Here is a 19777-nt window from a genome sequence, read left to right as displayed (position 1 = left end):
AGCGCGGCCTTCAGTTCCGCTGGCTGGCGCGCAGTTCGGCCACAATCTCGGCCGCCGCCTGACGAGCCCGTTCGAACTGGTTAGGCTCGAAGGAAATCGCCCCCACCCGGGCGTGTCCTCCGCCTCCATATCGCTCGCAGATGGCGGCCAGATTCACACGGACTTCTCCCGGCGCCCAGGGGTTCGAGCCCACGGAGATTTTGGTGCGGAAGCTGCTCTTGCTCAGCCCCACACTGTAGGTGCTCTCGGGGTGAAGGTAGTAGGGGATGAACTTGCTATAGCCCTCCAGATCGTGGCCGGTCACATCGAAGAAAACGGTGCCGTCCTTGCTCTCTGATCCTTCCCGGATAATCTCGATCGAACGCTGGTGTCGCTCCAGCAGCGGCGGCAGCAGGTGAGCGACGAACGGCTGCTGCAGGATCTGGCTGAGCGGCATTTCCACCAGTAGCGGGATCAGTCGCGGGAGCAGATTCGGATCCTGCGTTGCCTCGATGACCATGGTGAGCCGCGTGGCGGGCTCGCGCATCTCCACCGCCGTGCGGGCGTTGGGATACTGCGCGCCGTCGATGATATCGGCCCACCGGATGAGCTCCGCCACCGGCTGCGGATCGAATCCATAATGCTTGCTGGTGATGTCGGCGATGAATTTGGTGCAGGACTTGTATTCGGGATCGAAGAATCGCCGGCCGTCCTGATGCTGACGGAAGTGCTCCGCGTCGTCTTTGGTCAGGAAGGCGCTCTGATGATGATCGAACCACCAGGTAATGCGGGGCGAGGTGGAGTATTTGAAGTCCACGATGGCATTTTCGTCGCCGGTGAACAGTTGCTCGTCGAACAGCGAGCCGGCGCGATGCACCAGGCCGGTGTACTGGAACTCGGCGTCCGCTCGCTGGCACTCACGGTAAAAGCGTGAGAAGAGACCTGCTGAAGCGGCCCCGTCGAAACACTTGTCGTGAAAGAAGACCCGGACTCGCAAGTTTCCCCGCCTCACCCTGCCGGTGCCAACCGCGCGCCCGTTTCCGGCTCGCATCCGGCACGCGGCAAAAAGCAAATAGGATGGCTAGTGCGGGGGAGTTCTGTCAAGCGTAACGGGGTGGCACAATCGTGCTTCGCATCCCCAAAAAGCGAAAGGGCGGGAACGCGCTCGTTCCCGCCTTCGCCCTCCAAGCGGAGGACAAATTATCCCGCCTGCTTCTCCGCCAGATCGCCGATGAACGGCAGTTTCCATTTTTGGCCCTGGTAGGCCTTAATCATCAGCACGATCCAGAGAACGAGGACCCCCAGGCCCGCCAGCGGCCACAGCAGAATGGTGACCAGGCCAACGCCCGGGATGGCTCCCAGGATACCCAACACAATGTTGATACCGATCCACGCGGCAAGGAAAAACAGGCACTGAAACGCATGGAAACGGATGAATTTGTTCTTGTTGTACGGTTCGATCAGCAGCCAAACAATGGCGATCACCCCGAACAGGTAGCCCAGCAGCGCGGCTACGTTGTCGGAAAGCCCCCCGCCGGAGGCTGCCGCCCCACCTCCCGCCGCTGGAGCGCCCGCCGCCTTGCCGCAGGACGGGCACGTGGTCTGCTCCTCGGTCATCATTGCACCACACGACGCGCAGTAACGAGCCATACGATCCTCCCCTGGATTGGAACGGAAGCGTGAATCTGAGTTCCTGCCAGCCCCCAGGAGCAGGAACTAGACAACCTGCGCGCGGAAACTATCAGAATCAAGCCGACAAAGCAAAGAAAAATTGGACGGCCTAGAAGGGTCTGCGCTCGGATCGCTTGCGGCAGTCCTCGCACACGCCGTAGATCTGGAAGGTGTGACGCGTAGTCTCGTAGCGGTATTTCCTGCCGATCTCCTGCTCCAGGCGCTCCACCTCGGGGAAGAAGAACTCCACCGAGCTGCCGCACTCGGTGCAGATCATGTGGTGATGGCTGCGGCGGTTGAACTGGTGCTCGAAGCGGGCGATGCCGTCGTGGAACGCCACTTCGCTGGCCAGACCGCACTCCATCAGCAGCTTGAGGGTGCGGTACACGGTGGTGAAGCCGATGCCCGGGTCCTTCTTTTTCACCAGGCGGTGCAGCTCGTCGGTGGAAAGATGCTCGCGGCTCTCCAGGAAGGTGTGCAGGATGGTGTCGCGCTGCCCGGTGTGTTTGTGCCCCACCTTTTTCAAGTGGCGATGGAAGATGTCCGTGGCCTCGCGCAGAGCGTCGCGCGAGATGCTCGGCTGGTCGTCAACGCGCTTGGGCAGTTCGCTGGTCCTGCTTCTCATGGCTCACCGAAATGAGGAGGAAACGCTTCGCTTCTGGCCCCGCGGACCAGCGCGTCAACGCTCCTCCCCGCGCGGCCAAGAGCATAACACTGGCCGCCACACAGCTTTGCCTAATTGTAATGTCTCGGAGCGTCCGGTGTGCCCCGGCGCGGGGGTGTGGCTCAGCCCGCAGGGCGATGCGGTCATAGTGCCGGCCGCGGCGCCGCTGCGTTAGAAGACGCTAGAAACGGATCCGATATGCCACCTGCAGGTTCACGCCCGGAGCGTCCACGCCCGATCCATGAAAGCGATAGTTCTTGTCCAGCAGGTTCTCCAGGGTCAGCAGGACCTGGCTCTGCTCACTTACACGGAAGCCCCCGCGCAGGTTCAGCGTCCCGAAGCCGGGTGTCTTAGTGTAGAGCGGGGCGCTGGTGACACCGGGTCCGAGCACGCGGTTCACCACCTGCGACAGCGTCTCGCCGGTAGCCAGCAGGATGCCGTTATTGACCAGACCACGCGCCACGGCACCATTGTTGAAAAAGGCGGTGATGCTGGAGACCGATCGCGTCGCCCCAATGCGCTGGTCCGCTAGCTCGAGCGTCGAGAGCCGATCCTGCTTACCGGCCAGCAGGCTATACCCCTCGATCCAGAAGCGCCGGCGCGTCGGCTGCCAGCGCAGGCTCAGGAATCCGCTGGCCGGGGGCAGCCCGCCCTCCAGGTCGGGGGGACCACCGGTCTGCTTGTCCTGGCCGCGCAGATAGTAGAAGTTAGCGTTGGCCGTCCACGCGCGGCTTAACTGTGCCTGGAGCGCCGCCTCCGTTCCCCAGATGCGCACATCGCCCACGTTGGCCCGCACCAGCACCGGCCGCGGGTCGGCGGATGTGATCACGGCACCTGTGGGAAGCTGGTTGATGATGATCTGGCCGCCGATGGTTTCCCCCACCGCGCCCGCCGGCAGGATCAGCGTGCGGCGGGTGATGAAGTCGCTGATTTCGTTCGTGAACGCGCTGACGGACGCCGTGATGCGGGACGCCTGCACGCGGAATCCCACCTCGTAGTTATAAAGCACTTCCGGGCTCAGGCTTCCGGCCGATTCCCCGGTGCCGACCGCCGCGGCGTCGCCCGTCGACCCCACCTGGCCGCCCCCGGCTCCCGCTTCGTCGGGCGAGACTTCAAAGCCGTTGGAGGTGATACCCACCGAGGCGAAGTCGGTGGTGTTGGGCGCGCGGAAGCCCCGCCGTACGGTTCCGAAGAACGAAAGCTGCGAGGTCAGGCGCAGCACCGCTCCCACGTTGAAGGTCACGTCGTGCAGCGTGGTCGAGAAATCCGGCACCAGATGCTGCCCGCTGGCGTCAGTCAGGTTCTTGTCGGCGAAGCTGCGGTACTGGAACGCGCTGTAGCGCACGCCGCCCTGCACCCGCAGGCGGTTGGGCACTACCTCCAGGCCGTGCTGATAGAAAAGTCCGTAGGTGTTGTAGCGCGTGCCGTTGGGGTAGCGTCCGCGCACTGCGGTGGTCGTGCCGTTCGTAGGACTGAAGCGGTCGCGCGTGGACTCGATGTACTCGTCGTAGATCTCCCCGCCGAAGGCGATCGACTGCCGCGCCCCGATGTGCGTGGTGGCCAGCGCCTGGTAGCCGAATACGTCGGTGTCGTTGAACTCGCTGGTGATGGCTGCCAGCGGATTGCCGCTGCCTCCCTGCTCCCGGCGGTCGTCCCGCTGGCTGTTGTAGGAGAAGGTGCCACTCAGTGTGTCCAGGAATCCCAGCTTCTGCTTTTCATAACGCGCATAGAAGAAGTCGAGTATCTGCGGATGGAACGAATTGATGAGATTCCCGTTGCCGCCATTCAACTGGTCGTAGCGCCGCCCTCCAAGCTGCTCCGTGCGCGTGTAGCTCGACATCAGGCTGTGACCCGGCTTCGGATTCCAGAAGAATTGCAGAAAGCCCGACCACTGGGTGAACGCCGTATCCTGCAGGCGTTCCCCCAGGATGCTGGAAGGGAGGCCGAGGAAGCGGGTGACGGCGGCATGCGAATCGACGTCTCCGGCCGCCTTCAGGTCCTGTACCCGGCGCCCCGCCCCACCACCCGCCAGGTTCCAGTTGCGGTCCCCATAGGAGAGGCGCAGGCTTCCCGCTCCCGCCAGGTCTGCGGTGCGAAACACGGGCATGAATTCGCCGCGCAGACGCCGGTCGCCGGATTGCAGGTAGGTGCGCGCCGGAACCACGTTCACGCTGCCGCCCAACCCGTCGCTGCCGTACTGCGCCGACGCCGGACCCCGCAAGATCTCGACGCGTTCCACGTAGCTCGGATCCACGAGCGCGAAGTATTGGTTCGGGCCGGGCCGAAAGGTGGAGTTGTTGAAACGGATGCCGTCAATCAGATGCACTACCTGCTGTCCGGTCAGCCCGCGGACCACCACCGCTCCCTGGTGGGCCGAGGTCTGTTGCACCATCACGCCCACTTCCTCGCGCAGTGCCTGGGGCAGAATCGCGCCCGGGCGCTGCGCTAACGCATCCGGCCCGACGACATTCACCTGCGTCGCCAGGTCACCCACGGTCTCCACCTCGCCACGGGCCGCCGTCACCGTCACCGAGGTATTGACGCTGGCGACCTGTAGCACCATCTCCACCGGCTTGCTCTCCTTCTGGGGAACGGCGACGGCCGCGCTGGCCGCCTGCATGCCGTGCGCTACGGCCACCAGTTCGTAACTGCCCGCCGGCACACCTTCCAGGCGGAACGCGCCCGAGCCGTCGGTTTCCACGCTGCGCACCGGCGCTTTGCCCTGGCTCAGCAGGCGGACCTGGGCGCCCACAATGGCCGCGCCGCTGGGGTCTCGCACCCGGCCATTAAGCTCGAACCCGGAATCACCTAAGGCAGCTGGCACGGCCAGCAACACCATAAAAAGGAGAAAGTGCCGGAGCACCGGCACGGGCGGCCAAGAGTCGGGACCAGACATGTAAGAGCGCTCCGTACGCAACGATGAACTGCCCTGGTTCAACTGAAAATGAAATTCATTTTCATTTGAATCCCCACCATGCTACGGCTCGACGCCGAGGCCTGTCAATGAAAATGAAATGCAATTTCATTTTCATTTTCCCGTGCCTTCCTCCCCGGGTCGGGCCCGTTCTCCGATTCCGCTAGAATCGTTCCCGCATGCCGACGAGTGTCGCTGCGCTACCTCGTTCCCCCCGCCGCCCGCGCCGCCTCCTTCGTGCCTCTCTCTACCTCTTGTTGGCGGTCGCTATCGCTCTGCTCGCCGCCATGGGCTGGCTCTATTACGTAGCCACCGCTTCCCTGCCCCAACTGGACGGCACCATCCACGTGGCTGGGCTCGGAGCGCCGGTCCGTGTGCTGCGCGACGCGCAGGGAGTTCCTTACCTCCGCGCCTCCACGCTCGAGGATCTGTTCTTTGCCCAGGGTTACGTCACCGCCCAGGACCGCCTATGGCAAATGGACCTGGCCCGGCGCTTTGCCGCCGGTGAGCTGGCGGAGGTGTTGGGCGAGCGCGCTCTTCCGCAGGACCGGGAGCAGCGCATTCTGCAGATTCGCCATGCCGCCGCGCAGGCCGCATCACGCCTGGGGCCGGAAGAGCGCTCTCACGTGGAAGCCTACGCCCGTGGCGTGAACGCTCTGATGCAATCGCAGGAAGGCCGCCTTCCCATCGAGTTCCGTCTGCTCGGTTACCGGCCGCGGCCCTGGACCGTCGAGGATTCCCTGCTCATTGGCGCCAACATGGTGAAGATGCTCAACCACTATGAGTTTGCCACCGAGCTGGCCCGCGAGAAGGTGGTCGCCCACGCGGGACCGCAACTGGCGGCAGACCTTTATCCCAGCTCTTCCTGGCGTGACCGCATTCCCGGCATCGCGCCGCCATCGGGTGCGGCTTCCGGTAAGAAAATGGAGCCACCGGAATCCGAAGACGAAGAGGATGCCGATGAGCCGGACGATGGCCGTCGCGTTACCGAGGCCTGGCCGCTCCGTCCTGAGCCCGGGCTCCAACCCGGTTCCAACAACTGGGTCGTTTCCGGAGCCCATACGGTTTCCGGACTGCCGCTATTGGCGAACGACATGCACCTGCCGCATCAGCTCCCTGGCATCTGGTACGAAGCCCATCTCCAGGCGGGCGATTTCCATGTCGCCGGCGTCACCCTGCCCGGTCTTCCCTATGTCATCGTCGGGCACAACGCTCGCATTGCCTGGGGCTTCACCAATCTCGGTCCTGATGTGGAGGACATCTTTATCGAGACCTTCAATGATCGCGGCGAATACCTGACGCCCGAAGGCTGGAAGGCTCCCGAGCACCGGCGCGAGGTGATCCGCGTCAAGGGCAAGGCGGACGTCGTCCTCGATGTTCTGGTCACACGCCACGGGCCGCTGGTCAGCGAGTTGGTTCCGGGCGAAACCCGCAAGCTGGCGCTCCAGTGGACGCTTTATGATGCGGACGTCTTCCGGTTGCCTTTCTACGCCATCGATCGGGCGCGCAACTGGCAGGAGTTCCGCGAGGCCTTTTCACGTTTCGGCGCACCCGCCCAGAACGTGGTGTATGCCGACGTCGAGGGGCACATCGGCTACCAGGCGACGGGCCGCATTCCCATCCGCCGCGCGGGCGACGGCGCCATCCCCGTGGCCGGCTCGACCGGCGAGCACGACTGGACCGGCTACGTGCCTTACGACCAGTTGCCCAGCGTGTTCGACCCGCCCTCCGGCATCCTGGCCACCGCCAACGGGCGAGTGACCTCCGACGGTTATCCTCACCTGCTCGCGTTGCAGTGGGCTTCGCCCTATCGCACCGAGCGCATCTACCGCGTGCTCGAGTCAGGCCGCCGCTTCACCGCCGCCGACATGCTGGCGCTGCAGACCGACGTGATTTCGGAATGGGACCTGTATTGCGCCCAGCGTTTTGCCGAAGCCGTGGCCCGGTCGGGCAACGTGTCCGCTCGCCTGCAACAGGCAGCCGAACTCCTGCGTGCCTGGGATGGTCGCGTCACGCGCGACAGCGCGGCGGCAACCCTGGTGGCCCGCGCGCGCCGGCATTTGACGCGCATGCTGTACGAACCCAAGCTCGGCGCGGTACGGAACGAATATCGCTGGTTCATGTCCGCGGTGGCGCTGGAAAACATACTCGGCCAACAGCCGGCGCGCTGGCTCCCGCGCGAGTACCCGAGCTACGATGCCCTGCTGGTCGCCGCCCTCGAGGCCGCGGTCAGCGAACCCGACGCGCCCCGTGACCTGTCCGCTTGGCGTTGGGGATCGCAATCCAAGGTCGAAGTCGCGCATCCGCTATTCGGATTGCTGCCCATCCTCCGACGCTGGACGGGCACTGGGGAGCGTGAGCAGTCGGGCAACGGTTTCACCGTCAAACAGGTGGGCCGCTCTTTCGGTCCTTCCCAGCGCATGACCGTGGATTTGGCGGACCTCGACGCTTCCACCCTGAACATCGTCGGAGGACAGTCAGGACAGATTTTCAGTCCCCATTATCTCGATCAATGGGAAGCCTGGCTGGAGGGCCGCACCTATTCGCTGCCCTTCTCCGCCGCTGGCGTCGAGCAGTCAGCGCGGCACCGGCTGGTATTGGAACCCACTCCTTAGCCGCGGACCGGCTAATCGATGCTCTTGGTGTCGGAGATGTGGCCGACAAAGTCGATCTGCCGGCTCTGCAGCGCGCTGGTGGCCGTATCGTAGATGCGCAGTTCCCCGCCCTCTGCCACATAGACCACGTTGCGATTGGGAACAGCTGTCATTCCAGTCACGTCGCCGTCCGCCACGCTCACCACCACCGAGTTGTTCGAGGTATTCACGATGGAGAGGCAGCCTTCCGTGAGATTCGCGCAGGTGCGGGAGGCGATGAAAAGCTTGTTGTTGGTTCCCATCTCCATGGCGTGGTGGAAACCGTCGACGATATCCACGCCCGCGGCCGGCGTCGCCAGCGTCAGGGCGGGCACGTTCAGCGCCGTCAGCTTGCCGCAAGCCGTGAAGGTTGTGCCCGCATTGCAGAGCCCGCCGGGCGCCGTCCCTGCCACCCACAACTGACTTCCGTCCAGCAGCGCGATGGTGGCCGCCGGCACCGGAACCGGCGTGCCTAGCGTCAACGTGGCCATGTCCAGCGCCACCACGCTGGCCTGGGTGCCGCCGCATTCCGGTCCGCAGTTCAGGATCCAGGCGGTGGCATTGTCGCTGGAAAACACGGCCCATGTCGGCCGGTCGAACCCCGCGACGGTGGTGGTGGCGTTGCTGTTAGTCGTGTCGATGACGGTAACCGAGTCCAGCCCGTCGCTGAACACCAGCACGCGCTCCCCATTGCCGCTTACCACCAGGCGTCGTGGCGCCGGCACGGTCACCGTGCTGGTCGTAGGGGTGTTATCGGCAGCGATGGTCAGAACTACGACGGCGGCGGCATTCCGCACCGCGGCATACACGTTATTGCCATTCGGGGAAAAGGCCACGCTTTCGCTGGGCGCTCCCAGCCCGATGTTGCCGAGCCGGAGTTCCTGGGCGTTATCGATGATGCTCAGGGAGTTGTCGAAGCTGTTGAAGATCGCCGAGCGGCGTTTGTCCGGAGAAGCCACGATCATGGACGGGTTGGTTCCTGCCGGAACCGTGAAAGCCGCGACCGCATCGTTATCGCCGTTCATGATGTGGACGACGCTGGAGAACTGGTTGGCGACCAGCACGCGGTTGGTCAACTGGCTGGTCGTGGGCTCCTGGGAAGGCGGCGTACCAGCGCCGCAAGCGGCGAACAGAAGGCCCAGGATCAGCAGGGGAAGCAAGCTTACGGCACGCTTCAAAAGTCGGGCTCCGCGCAATGAAGACAAGATGAACAGCACTGCCAGAGGCGCGATTATAGCAGAGCGATGCCCCGGCATTGCCGTTGGCTGCGCCGTCTTTGTCGCGGGCTGGCCGCTTCCGGTATTCTCCATCCATGGCCGCGGAATTCCTGGAACGCCTGCGGAAGGGCCCCATCCTCGGGGATGGCGCGATGGGCACACTCCTGTACGCGCGCGGTGTGTTCATCAATCGCTGCTATGACGAGCTGAACCTGTCTCAGCCGGACCTGATCCGCGAAGTACACCGCGACTATCTGGCCGCCGGGGCGGAGATCATCGAAACCAACACTTTTGGAGCCAACGCCTCTCGCCTGGCGCGTTACGGCCTGGGCGACCGGGTGCGCGACCTCAACTTGGCCGGCGCCAGCCTGGCGCGCGAGATCGCCGACAGCGATGCCTCCCGCAAGGCCACCCGCCCCTTCGTCGCCGGGTCTGTGGGGCCGCTGGGTGTACGCATCGAGCCCTTGGGTCCCACTTCTTTCGAAGAAGCCCGCGCCGCCTTCCGCGAACAGATTGCCGCGCTCGTCGAGGCCGGCGTGGACTTGCTGATGCTCGAGACTTTCGGCTATCTGGAAGAGTTGCACCAGGCCATTCGCGCCGCCCGCGACGTGGATGCTTCAGTTCCGGTCGTGGCCCAGGTCACCATCGAAGAGGAGGGCAACTGCCTGGACGGCGCCAGCCCGGAGAGCTTCGCCGCCAAGCTCACCGACTGGGGCGTTGATGTGGTGGGCTGCAATTGCAGCGTCGGACCGGTCGCCATGCTGGGAGCGCTGGAGCGAGTCCGCCAGGTCACCAGCCTGCCGCTGGCGGCGCAGCCCAACGCCGGCATCCCCCGGGCCGTCGAAGGCCGCAACATCTACCTCTGCTCGCCCGAATACATGGCCAGCTACACGCGCAAGTTCCTGCGCGCCGGCGTGCAATTGATCGGCGGGTGTTGCGGCACGACGCCGGACCACATCCGCGCCATGCGTTCCGTGCTCCGCGCCGGCGAAGCCAAGACGAGTTCCTTTCCGGTGGCCCGCGCCGCCCGCACGGTAGCCACCGTCGAAGCGCCGCCGCTCGCCGAACGGTCAAGCCTGGGCCACAAGCTGGACGCCGGAGAATTCGTCACCTTCGTGGAGATCGTCCCACCCAAGGGCGCGAACCCGGAGAAAGAAATTGCCGGCGCGCGACTGCTCAAGGCGGCGGGCGTGGACGGCATCAACATCCCCGACAGTCCGCGTGCTTCCGCCCGCATGAGCGCCCAGTCGCTGGCCATCCTGGTCCAGCAGCAGGTCGGCATCGAAGCGGTGCTGCACTACACCTGCCGCGATCGCAACGTGCTCAGCATCCAGTCCGACCTGCTGGGCGCCTCGGCCATCGGCATCCGCAACCTGATCTGCATCACCGGCGATCCGCCCAAGCTCGGCAACTACCCGGACGCCACCGCGGTCTTCGACGTGGACGCCATCGGCCTGGTGAACATCGTGCACAACCTGAACTGTGGCATGGATATCGGCGCCAACCCGGTGGGCAGTGCCACGTCGTTCGTCATCGGCTGTGGCGCCAATCCCGGCGCCCCCAACCTGGAAGAAGAGGTCCGCCGCTTCCAGTACAAGGTGGAAGCGGGAGCCCAATTCTGCGTGACCCAGCCGGTGTTCGACATCGCCCTGCTGGAGGACTTCCTGCGCCGCGTGGAGCATTGCCGCATTCCCATCATCGCCGGCATCTGGCCGCTGGTGAGCGTGCGCAACGCCGAGTTCATGAAGATCGAGCTGCGCATCACCGTTCCCGACGCCATCTTCGAGCGCATGGGACGCGCCTCGAGCGCCGAGTCCGCCCGCGCCGAGGGCATCGAGATCGCGCGCGAGATGCTGCAGGCGGCGCGGCCCATGGTGCAGGGCGCGCAGGTCAGCGCGCCGCTGGGACGCTACCCCGCTGCCGTCGACGTGTTGGAAGTGCTGGGCCGTCCGCGGCCGGCCACCGTCTGACCGAATCCTCGTCCCCTTCCGCGTGCATTTGGCGCTACAATGAGCGTCTCAGAGAGATTCCGTTGCCCAAATTCGAAGACAGCCTCGCGCGCCTGGAAAAGATCGTGGGTGAACTGGAGAAGGGCGACGTTCCCCTCGAGAAGGCGCTGGCGCTGTTCGAAGAAGGCGTAACGCTCTCCGGCGCCTGCCGCAAGGAGCTGGAAGCGGCCGAAGGCAGGATCGAGATCCTGCTGAAGCAGAACGGCAAGGTTCAGGCCGAGCCGTTCCTGGACGAACCCGAAAAGCCCGCGGGCAAGGGTTCACGGAAGTAGAGGAGCCAAGGTGAACGCCGCCACCATCGTCGTGGCGCAATGCGACCCCCGGGCCGCCGAGCAGATCGCCGTCCGCCTGTACGCCCACTTCGACGGCGTGGCTATCGCGCGCAATGCGGAAGAATTGCGGCAGTTGATCCTCAAACGGCGGGCCTCCGCCGCCATTGTCGACCTCGAACTGCTGAGCCTGGGCGAACTGGTGGCGCTGCGCCATGACTTTCCCGGCGTCGCCTTTGTCTGCACCCATCGCGTAGCGGACGAAGAGATGTGGGCGGCAGCGCTGGACGCCGGCGCCCGCGACTGCTGCCTTACCTATGACTTCGACGGCATCGTGGCGGCCGCCGCCCAGGGCCCCCCGCAACAAAGCGCACACTCCGCCGCCTGAGTCTTCGCTTCCGCGGCAATTGCTATACTCGACTTCCATGCTCCCCGAAGTCCTCGAACAGGGCCGGCAGTCGATCGACGCCGCGCTGGAGCGGCTGTTGCCGGCGGCGGAGACACCTCCCGCGTCCATCCATCGCGCCATGCGGCACAGCGTGTTTGCCGGTGGCAAGCGCCTGCGGCCCATCCTGGCGATGGAGGCGGCGCGGTTGGTCTCCGGTTCTCTGCCCGCGGGAATCGAAGACCTGGGCTCGGCGCTGGAGATGCTGCACACCTACTCGCTCGTCCATGATGATCTTCCGGCGCTGGACAACGACGACCTGCGCCGCGGGCTTCCCACCTGCCACAAGGCGTTCGGGGAAGCCACCGCCATCCTGGCCGGCGACGCGCTGCAAACCACCGCCTATCAGGTGCTGGCGCGGCTGGCGTGCCCGCCGGAGCGGCGCGTGCGCATCATTGAAGAGATCGCGGTCGCGACCGGCACCGTCAACGGCATGATCGGCGGTCAGGTCATGGACCTGGAAGCCGAGCACACCCGGCCCGACGACAAGACGCTGGAAACCATTCATCGCTCCAAGACCGGCGCGCTCATCACCGCCAGCATCGTCACCGGCGGGCTCTTCGCCGGGGCAAGCGACGCGCAATTGGCGCGCCTGCGCGAATTCGGACGCGCCATCGGCCTCGCTTTTCAGATCGCCGACGACGTACTCGATGTCACCCAGTCCTCGGAGCAACTCGGCAAGACCGCGGGAAAAGACACTGCCACGGAGAAGGCTACCTATCCCGGCCTCTACGGAGTGGAGAAGTCCGTGGCGTTGGCGCGACGCCTGGTGGACGACAGTTGCGCCGCGCTCGACTCCTTCGGCGAACGTGCCGCCACCCTGAAGGCCTTGGCCCGGTTCCTGGTGGAGCGCAAGAAGTAGATTCGGAATCGCCGCTGGGCTACGCCGATTGCCGCTTTCCACCCCGCAGGACTTGCGCAACATCCCGGCACTCCTGCTGCAACAGCGCGAACAGTTGCCGCATGTGCTCCGGCCGCGTGCGGAAGTTCACCGGGTTGATGCGGAACCACGTCCGTCCCTTCAGCTCGGTGGTCGAGATCCAGAATTTCCCGCCGCGTTCGATGCGGCTGGCCACTTCGGCATGCAGTTGCTTGGCTCCCTCATCAGGAACTGCCGTGTAGCGCAGGCAGATCGCCGACATCCCGGGCCGGTGGGCGGGCGCAAAATCCCGATCGCGTTCTACCATGCCGTAGAGTTCGTGGGCGCGGTTCACATTGGCGTCGATCCATTCGCCGATCTGGCGCGCGCCGTAGCGCTTGAAGCTCATCCACACTTTCAGGCTGCGGAAGCGGCGCGACTGCTCGAACCCGTGCACGTAGTACTGATAGCGTTCGTTGGCGCGGTCGAATTCGTCGGTCAGGTACGCGGGCTTCATGCCGAACGAGGTGGTCAGGCGGCGCTCGTCTTTCACCAGCACCGCTCCGGCATCGAGCGGGGCGTAGAACCACTTGTGCGGGTCCATGGTGACCGAATCGGCAAGTTCAAGGCCGCGGTCGCGCATCGGCCATTGATGGGAAAGCAGCATGCCGCCGCCGTAGGCGGCATCGGCGTGCAGCCACATGCCTTCGCGGTCGGCAATGCGCCGCAGGTCCTTCATCGCATCCACCGCCCCCGTGTTGGTGGTACCGAAGATGCCGACGATGCACATGGGACGCACGCCCTGGCGCTTGTCCTCCGCGATGGCCGCTTCCAGCGCATCGAGGCGCAGTCGGAACTCGTCGTCGGTGGGTAGCGCGCGCAGTCCCGTTCTTCCCACGCCGATCGCGTCCACCGCCTTGTCCACGGAAACATGCCGTTCCTCGGAGGTGTACACCGCCCAGCGCCCTTCGAGTCCGTCGTGTTGCGCCTTGTCAGCGGTCGCGTAGTCGCGGGCAAGTTTCAAGCCGATGAAGTTAGCCAGGGTCCCGCCACTGGTGAGGTTGCCGCCTGCCTGCTCGCCGTACCCGATAATGTCGGCAAGCCAGCGCACGGTGCGGCGTTCCATGGCGACGCCGGAAGGCCCGATGCTGTACGCCCCGATGTTCTGGTTTAGCGCGGAACAGATGAAGTCTCCCAGGATGCCCATCAGGTTGGGGGAAGGCGTGATCAGCCCCAAGTAGCCGGGATGGCCCACGTGGGTGCAGTACGGCAGCAGCTTCTCTTCTACCTGCCGCAGGACTTCGCCGGAAGGCGTCGGCTCCTGGGGCAGCGGCTCGGCAAAGAGCGCGTTCAGGGTTGCCGGCTCGACATCCGGAAACAGCGGCCGGTCTTCGATGTGTTCCAGGTACTCGGAGAGCAGGTCCACCACGCGGTGGCCGACATCGCGGAATTCATTGGCATCCATGGGCACTCCTTCGCCTCTGAGCGAGTGCGGAAACCTTAAGATAACAATTCTTCGAGTGTCGGGTGGAATCCAATCGGGCGATGGCTTTAGGCGGAGGCGCCCTCCCGCCCGGAGTCGAGCGGAAGGGCATCCCGCGGATTGTGGTTCGGAAGCTCCGTTACTGCTTGTCGTAGGCCGCGGCGCTGGCGACCTTGTTGCCTTCGGCGTCGGTGGTGGCGATGTTGACGGTGCGAGTCTTTCCATCGTGGGACACCACGATGGTGCCGGTCGCCGTGACTTCCCCGCCCTTCTTGACGATGATGGCGAGCGTGTGGTCGTCAACTTTCTTGTACGACCGCATGTCGGAATTCGGATCGCCTGTGACCGGATAATCCTTGCCGTCGAACTTCCCCGTCCACTCGTTGTGTGTGGGCTTGCCATCCTTGTCCGTGCCGTCCACCGTGACCTTCACGTTGTCGCCAGCGGCCGCGTAGACCACAGTGTGGTTCCTGGGTCCCGCCGGGTTGAGCTTGGACTTGGCCTCGTTGAGCTTCCAGGTGCCCATCTGGGCGTCGGAGGCGAAGCCCACCCCTACCCCGACAAGGCACAGCGCCATGATGAGTGCGATCATTCTTGCTTTCATGATTCCCTCCTGATCCAAAAACCATGCTAGCCCGCGGGGCGCAGGAAGGCAAACCGCTCTTCGGACACGCGCAATCACGCGATGCGTGAGAGAGAAACGCTTGACCGCGCCATGAGCCGTGCCGGAAACTGACCGGGCCGCGAATTCCTTGTCGACAACCATGACCGCGCACACCAACCCGGCGCTCGACATCCTGGCCATCGCCGCGCACCGCGACGACGTGGAACAGACCTGCGGCGGCACGCTGCTGAAGATGGCCGAGCGCGGACGCCGCACCGGCATCCTCGACCTCACCCAGGGCGAGCTGGGCACGCGCGGCACCGCCGACGAGCGCGCCGCCGAAGCCGCCGAAGCTGCGCGCATCCTGAAAGTGGCCTGGCGACACGCGCTCGACATTCCCGACGGCCGCGTCGAGAACACCTGGGAGAACCGCCTGAAGGTCGCTTACGTGCTGCGCGAGATGCGCCCGCGCGTGGTCATCCTTCCTTACTGGCAGGGCCGCCACCCCGATCACTACAACGCCGCCACGCTCGGCTACGAGGCCTGCTTCCTGGCCGGTCTGGAGAAGCTCGACGTCGGCTCCCTGCCCCGGCACCGTCCCTACAAGATCCTCTACGCCACGCTCTACCACGACGTGCGCCCGACCTTCGTGGTGGATATCACCGAGCAGTTCGAAACCCGCCTGGAATCCATCCTGGCCTACAAGTCGCAGTTCAGCGACCAGCATGCCGGCAAAGACATTTTTCCCGCCGCCGCCGAGATCCGCGAAATGATTGGCAGCATGGCGCGCTTCTACGGCATGCTCGCCGGCGTGAAGTACGCCGAACCCTTCCTCCAGAAGGAAGTGGGGCTGGTGGACGATCTGCTGGCCGTGCCGGTGAAGTCGATTTAGCTCAGCCTGTGGCTAAGTCTTCACTGCCACCGACACTCCATCTCGTATCGGCAGGATGGTAGTGAACAGTTCCGGCGAGCCGTAGAGCAGGCGGTTGAACTCCACGATCGCGCGGGTTTCCGCTTCCTTGTCCGCAGGCGGTTGACCGGTGATGGCAGAGGCCACCCGGCCGTTCCACAGCACGTTGTCCGTGACGAACAACCCGCCCTTCTTCAGCCGCGGCACCGCCAGCCGGAAGACGCGTGGGTAGTCCCCTTTGTCCACGTCGTTGAAGATGACGTCAAAGGTCTCCGGCTTGTGCTCGGAGAGCAGTTCCAGGGCATCGCCGACTCTGACCTCGATCTGCCCGGCCACGCCGGCACGCTCGAAATACCGGCGTGCTTGCTCGGCGTTCTTGGGATCGCCATCGGTGTAGGTGACCCGCCCGCCCGCGCCCACGCCGCGCGCCCACCAGATGGTGGAATAGCCGATGGCCGAGCCCATCTCGAACACGGTCTTCGCGCCCGCCATGCGCGCCAGTTGACAGAACAGGCGGCCGACCGCCGGACCCACGATAGGGATACGGTGGCACACGGCTTCCGCTTCCATCTCGCTCAACACTTCGTCGCGCTCCGGAAGCAAGGAATAAAGATAGTCTTCGACTTCGGGCTGGGTGATGCCGCCCATTCGCCAGTAGGCGCGTGCCGCTTCGGCTGTCATGGCTGGTTTCCTCAGGAAAGTGTCTGTCCGGGGTGCATCTCGATGACCTCGATGCCCAGGTCGGCGACCAGCTTCTTCAGGTCGCGCGGCTTGCCGGTCAGCACCGGGAAGGTGTCGAAGTGCATGGGGATGATCACCTGCGGCCGCAGGAGCTGCGCGGCGTAGGCGGCCTCGCGCGGCGACATGGTGAACAAATCGCCGATGGGCAGCATCGCAAGCTCCGGCCCGTAGAGTTCGTGGATGATGTGCATGTCGCCGAAAACGTTGGTATCGCCGGCGTGATACAGCTTCAGGCCGCCCTCGAAGCTGAGCACGTAGCCACAGGCTTCGCCGCCATAGATCACCTTGCCGTCGTCCTCGATGCCGCAGGAATGGTCGGCGTGCACCATGGTCACGCGCACGTTCGCCACTGTCTGCGAGCCGCCCTTGTTCATGGGCGACACCTGCTGGACGCCCTTGGACTGCATCCACAGGCAGAGTTCGTACACGCCCACCACCACCGGGTTCGAGCGCTTGGCGATCTCCACCGCGTCGCCGATGTGGTCGCCGTGGCCGTGCGTGCACAGCAGCGCGTCCACCTTGCCCACGTCCTGCTGCTCCACCGGGCAGGCCGGATTCCCCATCACCCAGGGATCGATCAGCAATACGCGTCCTTCGGGCGTTTCCACGCGGAAGGTCGAGTGGCCCAGCCAGGTGAGCTTGACGCCGCGAAGGTTCACGGCTTGCCGCCCGCGATCCACGCCCGCCATCCGCCGATCAGCGAGATGACGTTGCGGTAGCCCATCTTCTTCAGGTTGAGCGCGGCCAGTGCGGAGCGGTTGCCGCCCGCGCAATAGAGCACGATCTTGCGGTCGCGGTCGAGCGTGACCTGGTCGATGTCACGCTCCACGATGCCCCGTGGCATCGCCACCGCTCCCTGGATCATCCCCTTGGCCTGCTCCTCGCGCTCGCGCACGTCGATCAGGGTGAAGTCTTCACCGGCCTTGAGCATCCCTCGCAGCTCGGCGGAATCGATTTCCCGGATCTGTTTCTTGGCTTCATCGCATATCGCATTGAATTCCGGAAGCATGAGTCCCTCCCGCGCGAACATTCTAGTCGCTCGATTTCGCGCGCGGCAAATGCAGTTGCCGACGCCAAGCGCCCGGTAATCGCGCCGGCGAACCAGTGGTGCTGGCGGGCGCGCTCAAGCCGCCGTCGCCATTGGGTGCGAGTTTCACGGCTCTTCTCTTCCCTCCTGAGATCGGCTGCCTTTGGCTTGGGCGAATCGCTGCACAGCCCGCTTTCTCCTGCCTGGAGCGCTCCGCAGCCCTCGAGCATCTACTGTTATGATTAGCTGTCGCCATGAATCCTGTTGCCACGTCGGAAGCCGAGGCTCCGCGCAAGCTGGAGTCGTTCCTGCTGGACGTCTCGGAGGCCATGAACACCACGCTCGACGTGGATACGCTGCTCACGCGTATCGGCGAGGTAGTGCGCCGGGTCATCGACTTCGAGATCTTCGCCATTCTGCTGGTGAACGAGAAGACCCAGGAGCTGCGTGTGCGCTTCCAGATCGGCCACGACGTCAGCCGCGTCGAGAAGCTGGGGCTGCGCGTGGGAGTAGGCGTCACCGGCAAGGCGGTGGAGCGCCGTGAGCCCATCCTGCTGAATGATGTCTCCCAGGTCGATTACTACCTGGAGGGACACGAAGGCGTGCGCTCCGAGCTGGCCGTCCCGCTGATCGTCAAGGACAAGGTGATCGGCGTACTCGACCTGCAGGCCAGCCGTCCCAACGCCTTCACCGACGAGCACAAGCGCATGCTGACGCTGCTGGCCTCGCGCATCGCAGCCGGCATCGAGAATGCCCGCCTGTACACGCGCGTGGCGCGCCAGGCGCGGACGCTCGAACTGCTCAACGAGATCAGCCGCGAGCTCACCGGCATCCTGCATCTGGATACGCTCATGCAGCGCATCGCCGATCACTCCCGCCGCGTGGTCGAGTACCACATGTTCAGCATCCTGCTGGCGGACGAGGCCGGCACCAAGCTGCGCCACCGCTTCTCGGTGCGCTTTAACGAGAAGGTGCAGATCAAGACCGAGATCGACTTCGGCGACGGCCTGGTCGGCTACGGCGCCCAGAACAAGCAGGCGGTCGTGGTCCCCGACGTCAAGAAAGATCCGCGCTACATCGAGATCAATCCGGAGACGCGCAGCGAGCTCGTCGTGCCCCTCATCCATCAGGAGAAGGTCATCGGCGTGCTCGACCTGGAGCACACCAAGCGCGGCTACTACAACGACACCCATGCCCGCACCATGACCACGCTGGCGGCACAATTGGCCATCGCCATCCAGAACGCGCGCCTGTACGAGCGCCTGCAAAAGGAGGAGCAGCGCCTGGAGCGCGATCTGGCCACGGCGCGCGAACTGCAGTTCCGCCTGCTGCCGGCTGGCTTTCCGCAATTGCGCAACGCCGACATTGCGGCCCGCTACGAGCCCGCCCATGCCATCGGTGGGGACCTTTTCGACTTTCTCGACTATTCTCTCGACCGCGTGGGCGTCGCCATCGGCGACGTCAGCGGTAAGGGCGCCAGCGCGGCACTCTACGCCGCGCTAGTCAGCGGGCTGCTGCGTTCTACCGCCGCTTCCGAGCCGGCGGCCGCGGAGATGCTTTCCGCCATCAACCTCTCGCTGCGCGAGCGCGGCGTCGACGCCCAGTTCGTCTCCCTCATCTTCGGCATCTGGGACGACCACGAGCGCTCGCTGCAGGTGGCCAACTCCGGCCTGCCGCGTCCCATCCACTGCCGCGACGGCCAGACCATGACCGTGCAGGCCACCGGGCTGCCTCTGGGCCTGTTCGACGATGCCGAGTTCGACGAGCTCACCCTGCAGGCCGAGCCCGGCGACGTCATCGTGTTCTACAGCGACGGGGTCACCGACTCGCGCAACCAGTACGGCGTCCAGTTCGGCCGTGAACGCCTGGAAAAGGTGGTGGCCGCCTCTTGCCGCGGCTCGGCCCAGGACGTGGTCAAGGCCATCTTCGATGCCACCTGCGAGGACTGCCTCCACGACCTGCCGCAGTTCGACGACAAGACCGTGGTAGTGATCAAGGTGCGGTAGGCGCCTTAGCGCCTCCGGGGCGGGTTGACGCGCGGCGCAGCGTCGATTACACCATTACCAAATCTCCAAATCTCTCGATGCTCTTCTCTCGTCCACCCGCTTTCCTGCGCCGCAGTTCCGGCTTGTATTGCGAAAGCGTCCCGCTACAGCGCTTGGCCGCGCGTTTCGGCACCCCACTGTACGTCTACTCGGCCACCAGCATCCGTAGCCGCTATCGCGCCTTCGACCGGGCTTTTGCCGGCGTGCCGCACACCGTCTGCTACTCGGTGAAGGCCAACCCCAGCCGGGCGCTGCTTCGCCTGCTGGCGCGGATGGGCGCGGGCTTCGACGTCGTCTCCGGAGGCGA

At 64.9% G+C, this 19777-nt stretch carries 18 protein-coding genes; 8 read left to right on the top strand and 10 right to left on the bottom strand.

Translation table 11 applies throughout. The features are described from left to right. Positions 1–10: 10 nt before the first annotated feature. From VLE48_00090 to VLE48_00075, 4 genes are all read right to left on the bottom strand, one after another. Positions 11–976, bottom strand: a complete 966-nt coding sequence (locus tag VLE48_00090; protein HSA91385.1) for a hypothetical protein — start codon at positions 974–976, stop codon at positions 11–13. Between the two features lie 203 nt (positions 977–1179). Further along, complete coding sequence (locus VLE48_00085) at positions 1180–1629, bottom strand: DUF4870 domain-containing protein (GenBank protein HSA91384.1); 450 nt, start codon at positions 1627–1629, stop codon at positions 1180–1182. A gap of 130 nt (positions 1630–1759) precedes the next feature. Further along, positions 1760–2275 (bottom strand): Fur family transcriptional regulator, encoded by a 516-nt coding sequence (locus VLE48_00080; protein ID HSA91383.1) that lies wholly within the window; start codon positions 2273–2275, stop codon positions 1760–1762. 220 nt (positions 2276–2495) lie between these two features. After that, positions 2496–5093: a TonB-dependent receptor gene (locus tag VLE48_00075; GenBank protein ID HSA91382.1), complete on the bottom strand. Its 2598-nt coding sequence runs from the start codon at positions 5091–5093 to the stop codon at positions 2496–2498. Between the two features lie 314 nt (positions 5094–5407). Between VLE48_00075 and VLE48_00070 the strand changes: the two genes are divergently transcribed. Beyond that, a complete protein-coding gene (locus VLE48_00070; GenBank protein HSA91381.1) occupies positions 5408–7843 on the top strand; it encodes a penicillin acylase family protein in 2436 nt (811 codons plus the stop codon). 11 nt (positions 7844–7854) lie between these two features. Here the strand turns inward: VLE48_00070 and VLE48_00065 are convergent, their stop codons facing one another. Continuing rightward, the gene (locus VLE48_00065; protein HSA91380.1) at positions 7855–9039 is read right to left on the bottom strand and encodes a hypothetical protein; all 1185 of its coding nucleotides are present in this window, start codon (positions 9037–9039) and stop codon (positions 7855–7857) included. A 134-nt stretch (positions 9040–9173) separates the two neighbouring features. On the opposite strand from VLE48_00065, the gene VLE48_00060 reads away from it, so the two are divergent. From VLE48_00060 to VLE48_00045, 4 genes are all read left to right on the top strand, one after another. Further along, positions 9174–11048, top strand: coding sequence for a bifunctional homocysteine S-methyltransferase/methylenetetrahydrofolate reductase (locus VLE48_00060; GenBank protein ID HSA91379.1), 1875 nt, complete (start codon positions 9174–9176; stop codon positions 11046–11048). A gap of 62 nt (positions 11049–11110) precedes the next feature. Beyond that, complete coding sequence (gene xseB / locus VLE48_00055; protein ID HSA91378.1) at positions 11111–11359, top strand: exodeoxyribonuclease VII small subunit; 249 nt, start codon at positions 11111–11113, stop codon at positions 11357–11359. A 10-nt stretch (positions 11360–11369) separates the two neighbouring features. Then, entirely contained in the window at positions 11370–11744 is a 375-nt protein-coding gene (locus VLE48_00050) for a hypothetical protein (protein HSA91377.1), read from the top strand. 37 nt (positions 11745–11781) lie between these two features. Continuing rightward, positions 11782–12663: a farnesyl diphosphate synthase gene (locus VLE48_00045; protein ID HSA91376.1), complete on the top strand. Its 882-nt coding sequence runs from the start codon at positions 11782–11784 to the stop codon at positions 12661–12663. Between the two features lie 19 nt (positions 12664–12682). On the opposite strand, the gene VLE48_00040 is transcribed toward VLE48_00045, so the two are convergent. Next, positions 12683–14125, bottom strand: a complete 1443-nt coding sequence (locus VLE48_00040; GenBank protein HSA91375.1) for a pyridoxal-dependent decarboxylase — start codon at positions 14123–14125, stop codon at positions 12683–12685. Positions 14126–14282: 157 nt separating this feature from the next. Continuing rightward, positions 14283–14747, bottom strand: a complete 465-nt coding sequence (locus tag VLE48_00035; GenBank protein ID HSA91374.1) for a hypothetical protein — start codon at positions 14745–14747, stop codon at positions 14283–14285. A 160-nt stretch (positions 14748–14907) separates the two neighbouring features. Between VLE48_00035 and bshB1 the strand changes: the two genes are divergently transcribed. Further along, a complete protein-coding gene (gene bshB1, locus VLE48_00030; GenBank protein ID HSA91373.1) occupies positions 14908–15639 on the top strand; it encodes a bacillithiol biosynthesis deacetylase BshB1 in 732 nt (243 codons plus the stop codon). 12 nt (positions 15640–15651) lie between these two features. Here the strand turns inward: bshB1 and VLE48_00025 are convergent, their stop codons facing one another. From VLE48_00025 to VLE48_00015, 3 genes are read right to left on the bottom strand one after another with little or no spacing between them, the layout of a single operon-like run. Then, positions 15652–16338, bottom strand: coding sequence for an O-methyltransferase (locus tag VLE48_00025; protein ID HSA91372.1), 687 nt, complete (start codon positions 16336–16338; stop codon positions 15652–15654). Positions 16339–16349: 11 nt separating this feature from the next. Further along, the gene (locus VLE48_00020; protein ID HSA91371.1) at positions 16350–17057 is read right to left on the bottom strand and encodes a metal-dependent hydrolase; all 708 of its coding nucleotides are present in this window, start codon (positions 17055–17057) and stop codon (positions 16350–16352) included. Then, complete coding sequence (locus VLE48_00015) at positions 17054–17407, bottom strand: rhodanese-like domain-containing protein (protein HSA91370.1); 354 nt, start codon at positions 17405–17407, stop codon at positions 17054–17056. The genes VLE48_00020 and VLE48_00015 overlap by 4 nt, the downstream gene beginning before the upstream one ends. A 272-nt stretch (positions 17408–17679) precedes the next feature. On the opposite strand from VLE48_00015, the gene VLE48_00010 reads away from it, so the two are divergent. Next, positions 17680–19431, top strand: coding sequence for a GAF domain-containing protein (locus tag VLE48_00010; protein ID HSA91369.1), 1752 nt, complete (start codon positions 17680–17682; stop codon positions 19429–19431). Between the two features lie 77 nt (positions 19432–19508). Then, positions 19509–19777: hypothetical protein (locus tag VLE48_00005; protein ID HSA91368.1), on the top strand; the 269-nt coding region annotated here is incomplete at its 3' end.

It is taken from the genome of Terriglobales bacterium (assembly GCA_035454605.1).
Taxonomy (GTDB): Bacteria; Acidobacteriota; Terriglobia; order Terriglobales; family Acidobacteriaceae; genus DATMAB01.
Note: the sequence above shows the minus strand (reverse complement) of the source record. Positions and strands in the feature narration are given on the sequence as shown.

Bases quoted from the DNA above. Each gene is read 5' to 3' on its own strand.
- VLE48_00085 (HSA91384.1), bottom strand. From the start codon at position 1,629: ATGGCTCGTTACTGCGCGTCGTGTGGTGCAATGATGACCGAGGAGCAG.
- bshB1 (HSA91373.1), top strand. From the start codon at position 14,908: ATGACCGCGCACACCAACCCGGCGCTCGACATCCTGGCCATCGCCGCG.
- VLE48_00010 (HSA91369.1), top strand. From the start codon at position 17,680: ATGAATCCTGTTGCCACGTCGGAAGCCGAGGCTCCGCGCAAGCTGGAG.
- VLE48_00080 (HSA91383.1), bottom strand. From the start codon at position 2,275: ATGAGAAGCAGGACCAGCGAACTGCCCAAGCGCGTTGACGACCAGCCG.
- VLE48_00060 (HSA91379.1), top strand. From the start codon at position 9,174: ATGGCCGCGGAATTCCTGGAACGCCTGCGGAAGGGCCCCATCCTCGGG.
- VLE48_00045 (HSA91376.1), top strand. From the start codon at position 11,782: ATGCTCCCCGAAGTCCTCGAACAGGGCCGGCAGTCGATCGACGCCGCG.
- VLE48_00035 (HSA91374.1), bottom strand. From the start codon at position 14,747: ATGAAAGCAAGAATGATCGCACTCATCATGGCGCTGTGCCTTGTCGGG.
- VLE48_00070 (HSA91381.1), top strand. From the start codon at position 5,408: ATGCCGACGAGTGTCGCTGCGCTACCTCGTTCCCCCCGCCGCCCGCGC.
- VLE48_00040 (HSA91375.1), bottom strand. From the start codon at position 14,125: ATGGATGCCAATGAATTCCGCGATGTCGGCCACCGCGTGGTGGACCTG.
- VLE48_00015 (HSA91370.1), bottom strand. From the start codon at position 17,407: ATGCTTCCGGAATTCAATGCGATATGCGATGAAGCCAAGAAACAGATC.
- VLE48_00025 (HSA91372.1), bottom strand. From the start codon at position 16,338: ATGACAGCCGAAGCGGCACGCGCCTACTGGCGAATGGGCGGCATCACC.